This window comes from Mycobacterium sp. 1274756.6 (assembly GCF_001668625.1).
In the GTDB taxonomy this organism is placed as follows: domain Bacteria; phylum Actinomycetota; class Actinomycetes; order Mycobacteriales; family Mycobacteriaceae; genus Mycobacterium.
Window position 1 is genome coordinate 1 of the sequence record NZ_LZLJ01000036.1, and the last position, 15,335, is coordinate 15,335.

The 15,335-nt window shown below is 72.1% G+C and carries 18 protein-coding genes and 1 pseudogene; 10 read left to right on the top strand and 9 right to left on the bottom strand.

Going from position 1 to position 15,335, the window contains the following annotated elements:
* From A5643_RS18030 to A5643_RS04585, 3 genes are all read right to left on the bottom strand, one after another.
* Window positions 1-137, bottom strand: a 137-nt coding sequence (locus tag A5643_RS18030; RefSeq protein ID WP_197497645.1) for an acyl-CoA dehydrogenase family protein, incomplete at its 3' end; no start/stop codon positions are given.
* Between the two features lie 16 nt (window positions 138-153).
* Window positions 154-630, bottom strand: coding sequence for a 5-(carboxyamino)imidazole ribonucleotide mutase (gene purE / locus A5643_RS04580; RefSeq protein ID WP_066852466.1), 477 nt, complete (start codon window positions 628-630; stop codon window positions 154-156).
* Window positions 631-662: 32 nt separating this feature from the next.
* Entirely contained in the window at window positions 663-1,883 is a 1,221-nt protein-coding gene (locus A5643_RS04585; protein WP_231995458.1) for a 5-(carboxyamino)imidazole ribonucleotide synthase, read from the bottom strand.
* A gap of 127 nt (window positions 1,884-2,010) precedes the next feature.
* On the opposite strand from A5643_RS04585, the gene A5643_RS04590 reads away from it, so the two are divergent.
* The gene (locus A5643_RS04590) at window positions 2,011-2,697 is read left to right on the top strand and encodes a GtrA family protein (RefSeq protein WP_066852407.1); all 687 of its coding nucleotides are present in this window, start codon (window positions 2,011-2,013) and stop codon (window positions 2,695-2,697) included.
* Here the strand turns inward: A5643_RS04590 and A5643_RS04595 are convergent.
* The 3 genes from A5643_RS04595 to A5643_RS04605 form a co-directional block, all read right to left on the bottom strand.
* Window positions 2,640-3,170: a PH domain-containing protein gene (locus tag A5643_RS04595; RefSeq protein ID WP_066852409.1), complete on the bottom strand. Its 531-nt coding sequence runs from the start codon at window positions 3,168-3,170 to the stop codon at window positions 2,640-2,642. The genes A5643_RS04590 and A5643_RS04595 overlap by 58 nt on opposite strands.
* Window positions 3,171-3,181: 11 nt before the next feature.
* Window positions 3,182-3,991 (bottom strand): biotin--[acetyl-CoA-carboxylase] ligase, encoded by an 810-nt coding sequence (locus A5643_RS04600; protein WP_066852411.1) that lies wholly within the window; start codon window positions 3,989-3,991, stop codon window positions 3,182-3,184.
* Between the two features lie 235 nt (window positions 3,992-4,226).
* Window positions 4,227-5,132 (bottom strand): glycosyltransferase family 2 protein, encoded by a 906-nt coding sequence (locus tag A5643_RS04605; RefSeq protein ID WP_066852413.1) that lies wholly within the window; start codon window positions 5,130-5,132, stop codon window positions 4,227-4,229.
* A gap of 137 nt (window positions 5,133-5,269) precedes the next feature.
* On the opposite strand from A5643_RS04605, the gene A5643_RS04610 reads away from it, so the two are divergent.
* The 9 genes and pseudogenes from A5643_RS04610 to A5643_RS04650 all read left to right on the top strand — a co-directional run.
* Window positions 5,270-6,220 (top strand): alpha/beta hydrolase, encoded by a 951-nt coding sequence (locus A5643_RS04610; RefSeq protein ID WP_066852416.1) that lies wholly within the window; start codon window positions 5,270-5,272, stop codon window positions 6,218-6,220.
* A 68-nt stretch (window positions 6,221-6,288) separates the two neighbouring features.
* A complete protein-coding gene (locus A5643_RS04615) occupies window positions 6,289-7,938 on the top strand; it encodes an acyl-CoA carboxylase subunit beta (protein WP_066852418.1) in 1,650 nt (549 codons plus the stop codon).
* A gap of 32 nt (window positions 7,939-7,970) precedes the next feature.
* The gene (locus A5643_RS04620) at window positions 7,971-8,261 is read left to right on the top strand and encodes an acyl-CoA carboxylase subunit epsilon (protein ID WP_066852470.1); all 291 of its coding nucleotides are present in this window, start codon (window positions 7,971-7,973) and stop codon (window positions 8,259-8,261) included.
* A complete protein-coding gene (locus A5643_RS04625) occupies window positions 8,258-8,887 on the top strand; it encodes a Maf family protein (protein WP_066852419.1) in 630 nt (209 codons plus the stop codon). The genes A5643_RS04620 and A5643_RS04625 overlap by 4 nt, the downstream gene beginning before the upstream one ends.
* A gap of 179 nt (window positions 8,888-9,066) precedes the next feature.
* Window positions 9,067-9,294 carry a hypothetical protein gene (locus A5643_RS04630; protein WP_231995452.1) on the top strand — a complete coding sequence of 76 codons (228 nt, stop codon included), beginning with the start codon at window positions 9,067-9,069 and terminating at the stop codon, window positions 9,292-9,294.
* A gap of 46 nt (window positions 9,295-9,340) precedes the next feature.
* Entirely contained in the window at window positions 9,341-10,234 is an 894-nt protein-coding gene (locus tag A5643_RS04635) for a sulfurtransferase (RefSeq protein WP_066852420.1), read from the top strand.
* Entirely contained in the window at window positions 10,231-10,659 is a 429-nt protein-coding gene (locus A5643_RS04640; RefSeq protein ID WP_066852422.1) for a SufE family protein, read from the top strand. The genes A5643_RS04635 and A5643_RS04640 overlap by 4 nt, the downstream gene beginning before the upstream one ends.
* A 76-nt stretch (window positions 10,660-10,735) precedes the next feature.
* Window positions 10,736-12,526, top strand: a complete 1,791-nt coding sequence (locus A5643_RS04645) for an acetyl/propionyl/methylcrotonyl-CoA carboxylase subunit alpha (RefSeq protein ID WP_066852424.1) — start codon at window positions 10,736-10,738, stop codon at window positions 12,524-12,526.
* A gap of 11 nt (window positions 12,527-12,537) precedes the next feature.
* Window positions 12,538-12,855: pseudogene (locus A5643_RS04650) on the top strand (hypothetical protein); the annotation flags it as partial.
* Between the two features lie 349 nt (window positions 12,856-13,204).
* Here A5643_RS04650 and A5643_RS04655 read toward each other — a convergent pair.
* The 3 genes from A5643_RS04655 to A5643_RS04665 all read right to left on the bottom strand — a co-directional run bounded on the left by A5643_RS04655 (window position 13,205) and on the right by A5643_RS04665 (window position 15,323).
* Window positions 13,205-13,747, bottom strand: coding sequence for a type 1 glutamine amidotransferase domain-containing protein (locus A5643_RS04655; protein WP_066852474.1), 543 nt, complete (start codon window positions 13,745-13,747; stop codon window positions 13,205-13,207).
* A 262-nt stretch (window positions 13,748-14,009) separates the two neighbouring features.
* Window positions 14,010-14,996, bottom strand: a complete 987-nt coding sequence (locus A5643_RS04660) for an LLM class F420-dependent oxidoreductase (RefSeq protein ID WP_066852427.1) — start codon at window positions 14,994-14,996, stop codon at window positions 14,010-14,012.
* 21 nt (window positions 14,997-15,017) lie between these two features.
* On the bottom strand, window positions 15,018-15,323 hold the full coding sequence (locus A5643_RS04665; RefSeq protein ID WP_082948724.1) for an ANTAR domain-containing protein: 306 nt from the start codon (window positions 15,321-15,323) through the stop codon (window positions 15,018-15,020).
* Window positions 15,324-15,335: the final 12 nt, after the last annotated feature.

Genomic DNA, 15,335 nt, shown 5'->3' on the forward strand with positions numbered 1-15,335 from the left:
CGGGACTGCTCGTCGACCTCGGCGGCATACGGGGCGATCTCCTTCTCCGCCAGCGCCCGGATCGCCGCCCGCAGCTCGTCGTGCTCCTCGGGCAGTCGGAACACATCAAACGTCGGGTTCCCGGTCCACTCAGCCATCACAGCCTCCTTCGAGTTACTCGCCGGTAACTTTATCGTGCAGCGCGGCGTCTTTGGCCAGCGCGGTCTCCGCCAACCGGTCCTGGAAGGCGACCATCTTCTCGCGCAGGGCGTCGTCGGCGGCGCCGAGGATGCGCACGGCCAGCAGCCCGGCGTTGCGGGCCCCGCCGATCGACACCGTCGCCACCGGCACCCCGGCCGGCATCTGCACGATCGACAGCAGCGAGTCCAGTCCGTCGAGCCGGGCCAGCGGCACCGGCACCCCGATCACCGGCAGCGGCGTGATCGACGCGACCATGCCGGGCAGGTGGGCCGCGCCCCCGGCGCCGGCGATGATCACCTCGATACCGCGCCCGGCGGCGCTGCGGGCGTAGTCGAACATCCGCTGCGGGGTGCGGTGCGCCGAGACGACGCCGACCTCGAAGGGGACGTCGAACTCGGCCAGGGCGTGCGCGGCGTCGGCCATCACCGACCAGTCGCTGTCGCTGCCCATGATCACCCCGATGCGGGGCTTCGCCGAAGAGGTCACGGCTGCGGCTCCTTCTGTTCGCTGCGCGGGTCGGGCCGGTCGCCGGCGTGGGCGTCCCAGCCGTCGCGCCACTGCCCGTATGCCAACCAGTGTGCCGCCAGCGCGGCGCGTTCGCGCAGCATCGCCAGATCCGCCGGCTCGGCCCCCAACAGGTTGACGTGGCCGATCTTGCGGCCGGGCCGCTCGGTCTTGCCGTAGAGGTGCAGCCGGGCGTCGGGCATCCGGGCGAACAGGTGGTGCACACGCTCATCGAGGCTCATCGCCGGCGGCTGGTCGGCGCCGAGCACGTTGGCCATCACGGTGACCGGCACGACCGGCTCGGTGTCACCCAGCGGGTAGTCCAGCACCGCCCGCAGGTGCTGCTCGAACTGGCTGGTGGCCGCGCCGTCCATGGTCCAGTGCCCGGAGTTGTGCGGGCGCATCGCCAGCTCGTTGACCAGCAGCGCCCCGTCGGCGGTCTCGAACAGCTCCACCGCGAGCACCCCGACCACCTCCAGTTCGGCGGCCAGGCGCAGCGCCAGCTGCTGGGCTTGCTGGGCGCGTTCGTCGGGCAGGTCCGGGGCGGGGGCGATGACCTGCACGCAGATGCCGTCGCGCTGCACGGTCTCGACCACCGGCCAGGCCGCGCCCTGCCCGAACGGGGAGCGGGCCACCAGGGCGGCCAGCTCGCGGCGCATGCCCACCCGCTCCTCGACTAGCGCCGGGATGCCGCTGTCGAGGTAGCCGGCGGCCAGGTCGCGGGCCGTCGCCGGGTCGTCGGCCATCGCCACTCCGCGGCCGTCGTAGCCGCCGCGGGCGGCCTTCACCACCGTCGCCCCGCCGACCCGCTCGGCGAACCCGGTCACCGCGTCGAGGCCGGCGTGGTCGGTCACCCCCAGGTAGCGCGGCATCGGCGCGCCGAGCCGCTCCAGCCGCCGGCGCATCACCAGCTTGTCCTGGGCGTGGCGCAGGGCCTGCGGCGGCGGCGCCAGGTTGATGCCCTCGGCGGCCAACTGGTCCAGCAGCTCGCCGGGCACGTGCTCGTGGTCGAAGGTCACCACCGTCGCCCCTGCGGCGGCCCGCCGCAGCGCGGCCGGGTCGGTGTGCGAGCCGAGCACCACATCGGGGCTGACCTGGGCGGCCGGGTCGTCGGGGTCGACGGCGAGCACCCGCAGGGTCTGCCCGAGCGCGATCGCGGCCTGATGGGTCATGCGGGCCAGTTGACCGGCGCCGATCATCGCGACCAGCGGCGGCCCGGAACCGGAATGGGGGGCAGGCGGCACCGCAATATGGTGCCATGCCCGCGCGCGACGATTATCACAGTGTTTTTACATGGCGGGCGGGTGAACCGTACACTGGATCGTTGTGTCATTCACCGACGCCACGATCGCGCGCCTGCCGCGGGCCGTCCGCCCGCTGGCCGAACGCCATCACGAGCTGATCAAATTCGCCATCGTCGGCGGAACGACGTTCATCATCGACTCGGCGATCTTCTACACGCTCAAGCTGACCGTGTTGGAGCCCAAGCCGGTGACGGCGAAGATCATCTCCGGGATCGTGGCGGTGATCGCCTCCTACATCCTGAACCGGGAGTGGAGTTTCCGCGACCGCGGCGGGCGGGAGCGCCACCACGAGGCGCTGCTGTTCTTCGCGTTCAGCGGGGTCGGGGTGCTGCTGTCGATGGCGCCGCTGTGGTTCTCCAGCTACGTGCTGCAGCTGCGGGCGCCGATGGTGTCGCTGACGGTGGAGAACATCGCCGACTTCATCGCCGCCTACCTGGTGGGCAACCTGCTGCAGATGGCGTTCCGGTTCTGGGCGTTCCGCCGGTGGGTCTTCCCCGACCAGCTCGGCGGGGTCAGCGAACTGGTCGCCGAGCCCGACCCGCAGCCCGCGGCCGACTCGCTGCTGGGCGCGGTGATCGAGGACGGCGCGCTCGTCGAGGCGATCGAGGACGGGCTGGAGAGCGGCAAGGTGTCGCTGTTCCGCCGCCCGGGTCAGCCCGGCCCCCTGTTGGCGCGGCCGGAGTCGTCCCACGTGTCGAAGACCTCGTGATACAGCAGTGAGTGGACGCGCTCGACGCGCGGAATGTCATAGAAGGCCAGCGGGTCCTGCGACGCCGATTCGATGATCAGCGTGCCGGTGCGCAACATCCGGTCGATGAGCCGGTGGGTGAACTCCACGCTGTTGATCCGGTTCAGCGGGATGTCGATGCCGCTGCGGGTCAACAACCCGTGCCGGTACATCACCCGCCGGTCGGTGATGACGAAGTGGGTGGTCAGCCAGGCCAGGAACGGCCACAGCGCGAACCAGCCGACCAGCACCAGCCAGATCGCGGCGATCACCGCGAACACGACGTTGGTGGCGGTGCGCTCCCAGTGCTGGGTGCTGACCACCGCCGCACCGAACGAGGCCAGCGCGGTGGCCAGCAGCAGCGTCAGCACCGGGGCGACCAGCCGCTTCCAGTGCGGGTGCCGGTGTAGCACCACCTGTTCGTCGTCGGCGAGCACGCTGTGCGGATATCCCATGGCGCGCCGTCCTAGATCCCGCGCAGATGGGTGATGTCGCCAGCGGAGACGGCCACCGACTGCCCGCCGGTGTCGACCTCGAGGCGGCCCAGGTCGTCGATCCCGGTCGCGGTGCCTTCCAGGGTGCGGTCGCCGGGCAGGATGGCCCGGACCCGCCGGCCCAGGGTGACGCTGTGGCGCCGGTAGTCGGCCACCAGCGCCGGGTCGGCGCCGCCGGCCCGCCGCCACGCCTGGATGCGGGCGCCTAAGGCCGACAGCACGGCGGCGGCCAGGGCGGTGCGATCGGTGGCCGCGCCCAGCAGCGCCAGCGAGGTGGCCGCCGGGTCGGGGGCCTCCGCGGCGGTCATGGTGACGTTGAGCCCGAGCCCGACGACGATGACCGGCGCCGGGGCGGCGACCTCGGCGAGGATCCCGGCCAGCTTGCCCGGCGGGTCCCCGACCAGCACGTCGTTGGGCCATTTCAGCCCGGCCCGCAGCCCGTCGAGGTCGGCGAGCGCGTCGGCCACCGCCACCCCGGTGGCCAGCGGCAGCCAACCCCAGGCCGACGTCGGCACACCCTCGGCGCCGACCCCGACCGACAGCGAGAGCTGGGAGCGCGGCGGCGCCGACCAGTGCCTGCCGTGGCGGCCGCGCCCGGCGGTCTGGTGCTCGGCGAGCAGCACCACGCCGTCGATGTCGGCGCCGGCACCGGCCCGGGCGAGCAGGTCGGCGTTGGTGGAGCCGGTCTCGGCGACCACCTCCAGTTCCCGCCACGGCGGGGCGAGCCCGGCGCGCAGGGCGGCGGCGTCCAGCGGCGGGCGGGCGGTGTGCGAGTCGGTCATCACCTGGCCAACTTACTCACCGCGGCGGGCGCCGCGCGGGCGATTCCGCGGCGGTGCGCACCGGCGGGTCGCCGGGGTCGGGGCGCCGGCCGGGCACCGCGGACACCGCGGCGGCGATCACGCCGCACCCCGCGCCGAACGTGCACTGGCAGACAGACTTTGGCCGATTTTTCGCAGTGATTACACGCTGGGCGCCGGGAAAGCGAGCACTGGACAGCCGGGCGCCGCGCAGGGCTCAGCCGACGTAGCGGCGTGCCCGGGAGTGCCGTTGCGGTTCCTCCAGCAGCCGCAGCCCCGCCTCGACGTCAGCCGGTACGACCTGCCGGGACCGCAGCACCCACGGCAGTCCCCGCAGAGTCTCCACGCAGGCGCCGACGGTGGCCAGGTCGCGCGGCGCCGAGCCGAGCACCACCCGGGTGCGGCGCAGCGCGCTGCGGATCGGGCGGCGCAGCCACACGGTCCACAGCGTGTTGCGGATGCCCACCTGGCGGCGCCGGCGCGGGTCGCGGGCCGGCGACGGCGCGTGATGGATCAGCACGTCCTCGGCGAAGCACATCCACCAGCCGGCGGTGGCCAGGTCAATCGCGAACAGCTCTTCCTCACCGCCGACCAGCAGCTGCGGCGAGAAGCCACCGACCTCGCGGAACGCGGTGGCCCGCACCGTCATCGTGCCGGCCATCCCGCCCAGCAGCGCCGGGCCGGGCAGCCAGTCCGGGCGCGGCAGCGGCGAGTCGCGCAGCTCCGGGGTGAGGGGATCCTCGCGCAGGTCGGGCTCGACGAGGTACTGGCCGACCACCGCGCCGAGCCGGGGGTGGGCGTCGAGCAGTTCGGCGGCCCGGGCCAGCGTGCCGGGTTGCCAGCGGGTGTCGTCGTCGCAGAACGCGACGTAGTCGGTGCCGGCCAGCGGCACCCCCAGGTTGCGGCCCGCCGCGCCCAGGTTCTTGGCGCTGCGGATCAGCCGGACCTGCGGGAACCGGGCGGCGACGGCGTCGGCGGTGCCGTCGGTGGAGGCGTTGTCGACCACCACCAGCGGCCCGGCGTCGGGCAGCCGGCTCATGTGCTCCAGGGTGGCCAGCGTCTCCGGGCACCGGTTGTGGGTGATCATCACGACACCGACCGTGCCGGTGGGGGCGCTGCTCATGCGGTCTCACACCTCCGCCTCTGGTTGCTCCCGGCCGGGTAGCACGCTTGCGGGCTCGGCAAACGTGATCGTCGGCACCTGCTTACTTCGCTGACCGCCGGGTATTCCACCGCCAGAACACAAGGAGTTGATCGCAGATGACCGGCGTCGAACCCACGCTCACCCGACGGGTCCACCGTCGCCGCAGCCCGCAGTCGGTGGCGGTGTCGCTGGCCAGCCGGTTCGTGGTGAAGAACCTGGTGCGGGCGTGGGCCGCCCAACCGGATCTGGCCTGGCCGTTCGAGGTCGTCGACCGCTGCGCGGGGCTGTTGCCCCGCCGCGCGACGCGCATCGAGGCGGTGCGGCTCGAGCACTGCCCCGCCGAATGGCTGCACCCCGCAAACGACTCGGACCGCCGGGCGGTGCTGTACCTGCACGGCGGGGCGTTTTTGACCTGCGGGCTCAACACGCACCGCTCGCTGGTGTCGCGGCTGGCGCACTCCGCCGACGCGGCGGTGCTCAACGTGGCCTACCGGATGCTGCCGCGTCACCAGATCGCCGCGGCCGTCAGCGACGCGGTCGCCGGCCTGCACTGGCTGCGCGGGCGCGGGTACCGCGACGAGGAGATCGTGGTCGCCGGGGACTCGGCCGGCGGCTACCTGGCCTTCATGGCCGCGCTCTCGGCGATCCGGTCCGGGGTGTGCCACCCGGCGGGGATCGCGGCGATCTCCCCGCTGACCGACGTCGACCCGGCGCGGAAGCTGGCCCATCGCAACGCTCGGCGCTGTTCGATGTTCCCCGGCCGGGCCCTGTCGGTGTTCACCCGGCACCTGGGCACGGCACTGTCGCCGGTGGACGCCGACCTGTCCGGCCTGCCGCCGGTCACCATCCACGCCAGCGGCGACGAGCTGCTGCTGGCCGACGCGGAGTTGATGGCCCACCGGCTCGCCGACAGTGAGGTGGCCTGCGATCTGCACGTGTGGGACGGCCAGATCCACGACTTCCCGCTCGCCGCCGACGTGCTGCCCGAGGGGCGCCGGGCGCTGGCCCACATCGGGGAGTTCGTCCAGCAGGTCACCGGGCGGCCCGGGCGCGACCGGGTGGCCTGAGGCGGCGCACCGCGTCGGGAGCGCCCCGCGACCGGTGCGCGGGAGAAACGCGGTTAAGCTCGTCCCCTATGACGAGCGTTACGGACTCTGCCGCCGGTTCGGTCGAACCCGCGGCCGAGCACGAGATCGACATCCACACCACCGCCGGCAAGCTGGCCGACCTCAAGCGGCGCACCGCGGAGACGCTGCACCCGGTCGGTGAGGCCGCGGTGGAGAAGGTGCACGCCAAGGGCAAGCTGACCGCCCGGGAACGGATCCTGGCGCTGCTCGACGAGGACTCCTTCGTCGAGCTCGACGCGCTGGCGCGGCATCGCAGCACCAACTTCGGGATGGGCGAGAAGCGCCCGCTCGGCGACGGGGTGGTCACCGGCTACGGCACCATCGACGGCCGGGAGGTCTGCATCTTCTCCCAGGACGCCACCGTGTTCGGCGGCAGCCTCGGCGAGGTGTACGGCGAGAAGATCGTCAAGGTGCAGGAGCTGGCGATCAAGACCGGCCGGCCGCTGATCGGGATCAACGACGGCGCCGGGGCCCGCATCCAGGAGGGTGTGGTCTCGCTGGGCCTGTACAGCAACATCTTCTACAACAACATCCAGGCCTCCGGGGTGATCCCGCAGATCTCGCTGATCATGGGGGCGGCCGCCGGTGGGCACGTCTACTCCCCCGCGCTGACCGACTTCATCGTGATGGTCGACCAGACCTCGCAGATGTTCATCACCGGCCCCGACGTCATCAAGACCGTCACCGGTGAGGACGTCACCATGGAGGAGTTGGGCGGCGCACACACCCACATGGCCAAATCGGGCACCGCCCACTATGTGGCCTCCGGGGAGCAGGACGCCTTCGACTATGTGCGGGATCTGCTCAGCTACCTGCCGGTCAACAACTACGCCGACCCGCCGCGCTACGACGAGCCGGTCGCTGAGGGCCCGATCGAGGACAACCTCACCCCCGAGGACATCGAGCTGGACACCCTCATCCCGGACTCGCCGAACCAGCCGTACGACATGCACGAGGTCATCACCCGCATCCTCGACGACGACGAGTTCCTCGAGGTGCAGTCCGGCTACGCGCAGAACATCGTGGTCGGGTTCGGGCGCATCGAGGGCCGCAGCGTGGGCATCGTGGCCAACCAGCCCACCCAGTTCGCCGGCTGCCTGGACATCAAGGCCTCGGAGAAGGCGGCGCGGTTCATCCGCACCTGCGACTGCTTCAACATCCCGATCGTGATGCTGGTCGACGTGCCCGGGTTTCTGCCGGGCACCGGCCAGGAGTTCGACGGCATCATCCGGCGCGGCGCCAAGCTGCTCTACGCCTACGGGGAGGCCACGGTCGCCAAGATCACCGTGATCACCCGTAAGGCCTACGGCGGCGCGTACTGCGTGATGGGCTCCAAGGAGATGGGCGCCGACGTCAACGTGGCCTGGCCGACCGCCCAGATCGCGGTGATGGGCGCCTCCGGCGCGGTCGGGTTCGTCTACCGCCAGAAGCTCAAGGAAGCGGCCGAGGCCGGCGAGGACGTCGACGCGCTGCGCCTGGAGTTGCAGCAGGAGTACGAGGACACCCTGGTCAACCCGTACATCGCCGCGGAGCGCGGCTACGTCGATGCAGTGATCCCGCCGTCGCACACCCGCGGCTACATCGCCAATTCGCTGCGCCTGCTGGAGCGCAAGATCGTCCAGCAGCCGCCCAAGAAGCACGGGAACATTCCCCTGTGAGCGACGCGAGCAGCAGCGACACGGTGAGTGACATGAGTGACACGAGTGACGCGAGCAGCGGAGGCCCGGTGACCGAGACGACGAGCGAGCCCGCGGACACCGCCGCGACCGCCCGCGACGCCCAGATCCGCATCCTGCGCGGGCAGCCCACCGACGAGGAGGTGGCCGCCCTGGTCACGGTGTTCGGCGGTGCCGCCGGTTCCTCGGCGCCGGCCGGTCCCGGTCAGCGCAACCTGTGGGGTCACCCGGTGGACAAGCTGCGGTATTCGGTCCACAGCTGGGCGCGGGTCACCTTGCTGGAGCGCACGCACATCCGCCGGTGACCCGGGTCGTCCTCGGCTCGGCCTCGGCCGGCCGGCTGGCGGTGCTGCGCAATGCGGGCGTCGACCCGTTGGTCGTGGTCTCCGGGGTCGACGAGGACGCCGTGATCGCCGCGCTCGGCCCGCGGGCCGCCCCGCAGCGGGTCGTCGCCGCACTGGCCACCGCCAAAGCCGAGGCCGTCGCCGCCGCCCTGAACCCCGCCGCCGCGCACGACAGCGTCGTCATCGGCTGCGATTCCATGCTCGAACTCGACGGCCGGCTGTGCGGCAAACCCGGTTCGGTGCCTGCCGCCCGCGCGCAGTGGGCGGCCGCGGCCGGCCGCACCGGACGGCTACACACCGGGCACTGCGTGCTGCGGGTACGGTCCGGCGCGGTCACCGGCCGCGCCGAGGGGGTCGGCTCCACCGGGGTGCGGTTCGCCACCCCCACCGGCGACGAGTTGGACGCCTACCTCGACAGCGGCGAACCCGTCGGCGTGGCCGGCGGGTTCACCCTCGACGGCCTCGGCGGCTGGTTCGTCGACGCCATCGACGGGGACCCGTCCAACGTGATCGGGCTGAGCCTGCCGCTGACCCGCTCGCTGCTGGCCCGCCTGGGCCTCACGGTCGCCGACCTGTGGCCCGGATGACGCCTTAAGCACCGCGAGTGTTGTTCTGTGGCGGTGTTTTTCGCAGTTTTTCACCCTCAGTCTTCACTCGCGGCGGTCGCGGCCGCAACCGGAACGTGACCTGATCGCAACACCTTCGCCTCCCGACACACCGTGACGGGCGCCACATTTCCGCCGCCCCGCGGCCGACACTGGACGGCATGCCGGTGGAAGAAACGATGTGGGACATCCTGGTACCGCGGGAGATCGACCGCTACGACACCGAGCGACTGCGATCAGCGCTCGCCGACATCGTCCGGCGCCGCCTCGGCCCGGGCACCCAACTGCTGCGGGTTGTCAGCTGGTGTCCCAATGCGGGCGCGCTGTTCCGGCCGCGCCGGGGCGGGCTGCGTTTCGCCGTCGCCTACGAGGTCGCCCTCGGAGTGTGACCGACGCCGCACGACAGGCGCGGGTGTGATGAGTAGGCTCGGCGCTGTGCCCGTACCGCCAGATCCCAGCCCCGCCCTGCAGTCCTACGCCCACCCGGAACGGTTGGTGACCGCCGATTGGCTCTCGGCCAATCTGGGTCAACCCGGTCTGGTGGTCGTCGAATCCGACGAGGACGTCCTGCTCTACGACGTCGGCCACATCCCCGGCGCGGTCAAGATCGACTGGGTCACCGACCTCAACACCCACCCGGTGCGCGACTACCTCACCGGCGAGGAGTTCGCCGCGCTGATGGACCGCAAGGGCATCGCCCGCGACGACACCGTGGTGATCTACGGGGACAAGTCCAACTGGTGGGCGGCCTACGCGCTGTGGGTGTTCACCCTCTTCGGCCACCCGGATGTCCGCCTGCTCGACGGCGGCCGCGACCTGTGGCTCTCCGAGGGCCGCGAGACCACCCTGGACGTGCCCACCAAAACCACCACCGGCTACCCGGTCGTGGAACGCAACGACGCCCCGATCCGCGCCTACAAGGACGACGTGCTGGAGATTCTCGGCAAGCAGCCGCTGATCGACGTGCGCTCCCCGCAGGAGTACACCGGCGAACGCACCCACATGCCCGACTACCCGGAGGAGGGCGTGCTGCGCGGCGGGCACATCCCCACCGCGGTGTCGATCCCGTGGAGCAAGGCGGTCACCGAGAGCGGGCGGTTCCGCAGCCGCGAGGAGCTCGACGAGCTCTACGGCTTCCTGACGCCCGAGGACGAGCCGGTGGCCTACTGCCGCATCGGTGAGCGCTCCAGCCACACCTGGTTCGTGCTGACCTACCTGCTGGGCAAGCGGGGCGTGCGCAACTACGACGGGTCGTGGACCGAGTGGGGCAACACCGTGCGGGTGCCGATCGTCGACGGCCCGGAGCCCGGGGAGCTGCCGCGGCGATGACCGCACCCTCGTCGCTGCCGGCGCCGCTGGCCGAGGTGATCTCCGATTTCGCCGAGGTCGAGGGCCAGGACAAGCTGGCGCTGCTGCTGGAGTTCGCCGAGGAGCTGCCGGCGCTGCCCGCCGAGCTGGAAGAGGCGGCGATGGAGCCGGTGCCCGAATGCCAGTCGCCGCTGTTCCTCGACGTCGACGCCGCCGACCCGGCCCGGGTGCGGCTGTTCTTCTCCGCACCCGCCGAGGCGCCGACCACCCGCGGGTTCGCCGCGATCCTGGCCGCCGGGCTGGACGGGCAGCCCGCCGCCGACATCCTGGCGGTGCCCGACGACTTCTACAGCGCGCTGGGGCTGGCGGAGCTGATCTCCCCGCTGCGGGTGCGGGGCATGTCGGCGATGCTGGCCCGGATCAAGCGCCGGTTGCGCAACGCTTAGACTGCCTCGTCGGCTACATTCTTTAAAGACTTCTCTTAGAGACCTGTCCACGGACCACGCCCGAGTAGGAGGCCAAGTGCCCAGTCACGCCAGCTCACGGATCCAGAAGGTGCTCGTCGCCAACCGCGGGGAAATCGCGGTTCGAGTGATCCGGGCGGCCCGGGATGAGGGACTGCCCAGCGTGGCGGTGTACGCCGAACCCGACGCCGACGCGCCGCACGTCCGGCTGGCCGACGAGGCGTTCGCCCTGGGCGGGCAGACCTCCGCGGAGTCCTACCTGGTGTTCGAGAAGATCCTCGAGGCCGCCGAGAAGTCCGGCGCCAACGCCATCCACCCCGGCTACGGGTTCTTGAGCGAGAACGCCGACTTCGCCCAGGCGGTCATCGACGCCGGGCTGATCTGGATCGGGCCGAGCCCGCAGTCCATCCGCGACCTCGGCGACAAGGTCACCGCCCGCCACATCGCCGCCCGCGCGAAGGCGCCGCTGGTGCCCGGCACCCCCGACCCGGTCAAGGACGCCGACGAGGTGGTGGCCTTCGCCGAGGAGTACGGCGTGCCGGTGGCGATCAAGGCCGCGTTCGGCGGTGGCGGGCGCGGCATGAAGGTGGCCCGCACCATCGAGGAGATCCCCGAGCTGTTCGAGTCGGCCACCCGCGAGGCCGTCGCCGCGTTCGGTCGCGGTGAGTGCTTCGTGGAGCGCTACCTGGACAAGCCCCGCCACGTGGAGGCCCAGGTCATCGCCGACCAGCACGGCAACGTCGTGGTCGCGGGCACCCGGGACTGCTCGCTGCAGCGCCGCTTCCAGAAGCTGGTCGAGGAGGCCCCGGCGCCGTTCCTGACCGACGAGCAGCGCAAGGAGATCCACGAGTCCGCCAAGCGCATCTGCAAGGAGGCCGGCTACTACGGTGCCGGCACGGTGGAGTACCTGGTCGGCCAGGACGGGCTGATCTCGTTCCTGGAGGTCAACACCCGGCTGCAGGTCGAGCACCCGGTCACCGAGGAGACCTCCGGCATCGACCTGGTTCGCGAGCAGTTCCGCATCGCCAACGGTGAGAAACTCGACATCACCGAGGACCCCGAGCCGCGCGGGCACTCCATCGAGTTCCGGATCAACGGTGAGGACGCCGGCCGCGGCTTCCTGCCCGCCCCCGGCCCGGTCACCCGGTTCGAGCCGCCCACCGGCCCCGGCATCCGGATGGACTCCGGGGTGGAGACCGGCTCGGTGATCGGCGGGCAGTTCGACTCGATGCTGGCCAAGCTGATCGTCACCGGCGCCGACCGCAACCAGGCCCTGGAGCGGGCGCGCCGGGCCCTCGACGAGTTCCACGTCGAGGGGCTGGCCACGGTCATCCCGTTCGACCGGGTGGTGGTGCGCGACCCGGCGTTCGTCGGCGACGAGAACGGCTTCTCGGTGCACACCCGCTGGATCGAGACCGAGTTCGACAACACCATCGAGCCGTTCACCGGCGGCGACCCGATCGACGAGGACGACGCGCTGCCGCGCCAGACCGTGGTCGTCGAGGTCGGCGGGCGGCGCCTGGAGGTGTCCCTGCCCGGTGACCTGGCGCTGGGCAACGGCGGCGGCGGGGGCGGCGCCATCCGCAAGAAGCCCAAGGCCCGCAAGCGCAGCGCCGCCGGCGGCGCGGCCGCCTCCGGTGACGCGGTCACCGCGCCCATGCAGGGCACCGTGGTCAAGGTCGCCGTCGAGGAGGGCCAGGAGGTCGCCGCCGGTGACCTGGTGGCCGTCCTGGAGGCGATGAAGATGGAGAACCCGGTCACCGCGCACAAGGACGGCGTGATCACCGGCCTGGCCGTCGAAGCCGGCGCCGCGATCACCCAGGGCACCGTGCTGGCCGAGATCAAGTAGCCGACCGGTCGATGGAGCCGGTGGAGATCAACGCCGGCGCCTGGTATCTGCGGGCGCCGCGCGCCGACGACCGCGTCGACGACCGGGTCGCGTTGGCCGACCTCGGCGAGACCGACCCGGACTATGTCGCCGGCGTGGACCGCGGCTGGGCGGCCGAGACCCGCTTCACCTGGGCGGTGTGCGAGCCGACCACCGGGGAGTTGTTCGCCGAGGTCGTCCTCGACCCGGCCACCGAGCGGATTCGGCACCGGCACCGCGCCGGCCACCAGGAGGCGGCGCGGGTCGCGGCGGCGACGGTGTGCCGGTTCGCCGCCGGCGCGTTGGGGCTCAACCCGGTGGTCGCCGAGGCGTCAGCGCCGGGCCCGGTCGTCGCCGAGTCGGGCGGCGCGGCGGCGGCCGAGCAGAATCCAGGCCACTCCGGCGGATCCGGCGACCAGCACGGCCACACCTAGGCCCACCGCCCAGCCGGTGCTGCCCATCGCGAACGCGGTCATGAAACCGACCAGGCAGACCACGGCCACCACCAGTAGCGCAGCACCGGGTACTTCGCGGCGGTCCTTCATCACCATGCCGGCGCGGTGCTGCGACGTGCGGGCATAGTCGATGGGGTTGTCGGGATCAGTCATGTCGGCCGGATACCCGCGCCGCCGCCGGGTGAAACCCGCCGCCGGGGGGAGGTCAGGCCGCGAGCCGGTCGATCAGCGTGGCGCAGAACGCCGGCAGATCGTCCGGTGAGCGGCTGGTGATCAGGTTGTCGTCGACGACGACTTCCTTGTCGACGACGTCGGCGCCGGCGTTGCGCAGGTCGGTGCGCAGGCTCGGATACGAGGTCAGGGTGCGGCCGTCCACCACGCCGGCCTCCACCAGCGTCCAGGGCCCGTGGCAGATCGCCGCCACCGGTTTGCCCGAGTTGACGAACTCCCGCACGAACGCCACCGCGGTGTCGTCGCTGCGCAGTTTGTCCGGATTCACCGTGCCGCCCGGCAGCACCAGCGCGTCGTAGTCCTCCACCGACACCTCGCCGACGCGGCGGTCCACCGCGAAGCTGCCGGCCGGTTCCAGGTCGTGGTCGCGGGCCTGGATCTCCCCGGCCTCCAGCGAGATCAGTTCGGTGGTGGCGCCCTGCTCGCGCAGCGCGTCCACCGGCTGCTCGTATTCGACGCGTTCGACGCCGTCGGCCGCCAGGATCGCGATGCGGCGGCCCTGCAAACGCTCTGCCATGTCGTCCTCCTCGCTGCGGGGTCCGCGGATGGCCTCGGCGACCGACCCGCCGGCCACGTCGGCCGCCATCTCGTCGGGATCCGGGTTGCCGTCGGCGGGAACGCCGGTCGCCTCCACCGTCAGCGCGTCCACCCGGATCGCGTCGTCGAGCGGGTCGGCCGGTCGGTTCTGCTGGGTCATCGCGCTCCCCTTTCTGTCGCGGTCCCCCAGGATCGGTCACGGTAGCCATACCCCCGGCGCCGCCGGGCCAATCCGGGCCGGCTCATCGGGCGGCGGCGCGCAGCTTCGCCAGCAGCGGGTCGGCCGCCTCGGCCAGGAACGCGTCCTGGTGATCGCCGCCGATCTGGATCAGCGCGATGTCGGTGAAGCCGGCCTGCCAGTAGGCGCGGACCGCCTCGACGATCCGGTCCAGGTCGGGTCCGCAGGCGATGGCCTCGGCGACGTCCTCGGGCCGCACGTAGCGGGTGGCGGCGGCGAAGCTGGCCGGGGTGGGCAGCTCGGCGTTGACCTGCCAGCCGCCGCCGAACCAGCGGAACTGCTCGTGGGCGCGGGCGACGGCGGCGTCGCGGTCCGGGTCCCAGCAGATCGGGATCTGCCCGACGATGCGGCCGCCGCCGGCCAGCCCGGCGGCCTGCCGGGCGCTGTGCCAGGCGTGGACCAGCCCGGCGTCGGGTTCGACGGCGATGAGGTGGTCGGCCAGGGTGGCCAGCTTGCCGATGCCGTGCTTGCCGGTCATGGCCACCCCGATCCCGACCGGGCGGGCGGGCGGATCCCACAGCTTGGCCATCTCGACGGAGAAGTAGTCGCCGTGCCAGGTCACCGGGCCGCCGTCGAGCAGCGCGGCGATGATCTCGACGGCTTCGCGCAGCATGTCCTGGCGGCGGGCCACGCTCGGCCAGCCCTTCCCGATCACGTGCTCGTTGAGGTTCTCGCCGCTGCCCAGCCCCAGCGTGAACCGGCCGCCGGAGAGCAGCGCCACGGTGGCGGCTTGCTGCGCCACCACCGCCGGGTGATACCGCATGGTCGGGCAGGTGACGTAGGAGTAGAGGTGGGCGCGCTCGGTGGCGTGGGCGACCGCGCCCAGCACCGTCCAGGCGTTGGGGGCGTGCCCCTGGCTGGCCAGCCAGGGACTGAAGTGGTCACTGGAGACCAGGAAGTCGAAACCGGCCTGCTCGGCGGCGACGGCGTAGCGGACCAGGTCGGTCGGTCCGCTCTGCTCGGTCATCAGCGTGTAGCCGAAACGGGTCATATCGGCTCGCATACCCGGGGCTCACTCCGCCAAACCGGCGCGCGGTGGCGTCAGCAGCGGGCCCCACTCCTGCTCGATGGCGCGCGCCACCTCCGCACTCGGTTGCCCGCCGGTGCGGGCCGGGCCGGCCGCCATCGACACCAGGGCGTCGGCCAGGGCGAAGACGGGCAGCCGGTGGCGGCGGCTGGCCGCGACCAGCTCCTCGAAGGCGGCCGCGGTGTCGCAGCCCCGCAGCACCACCAGCACTCCCTTGGCGACGTCGAGGGTGCGGGCCGACAGCGCCGAACTCACCGGTCCGTCGGCTCCGGTCAGCAAGCTCAAAATCACAGCTACCTCCTC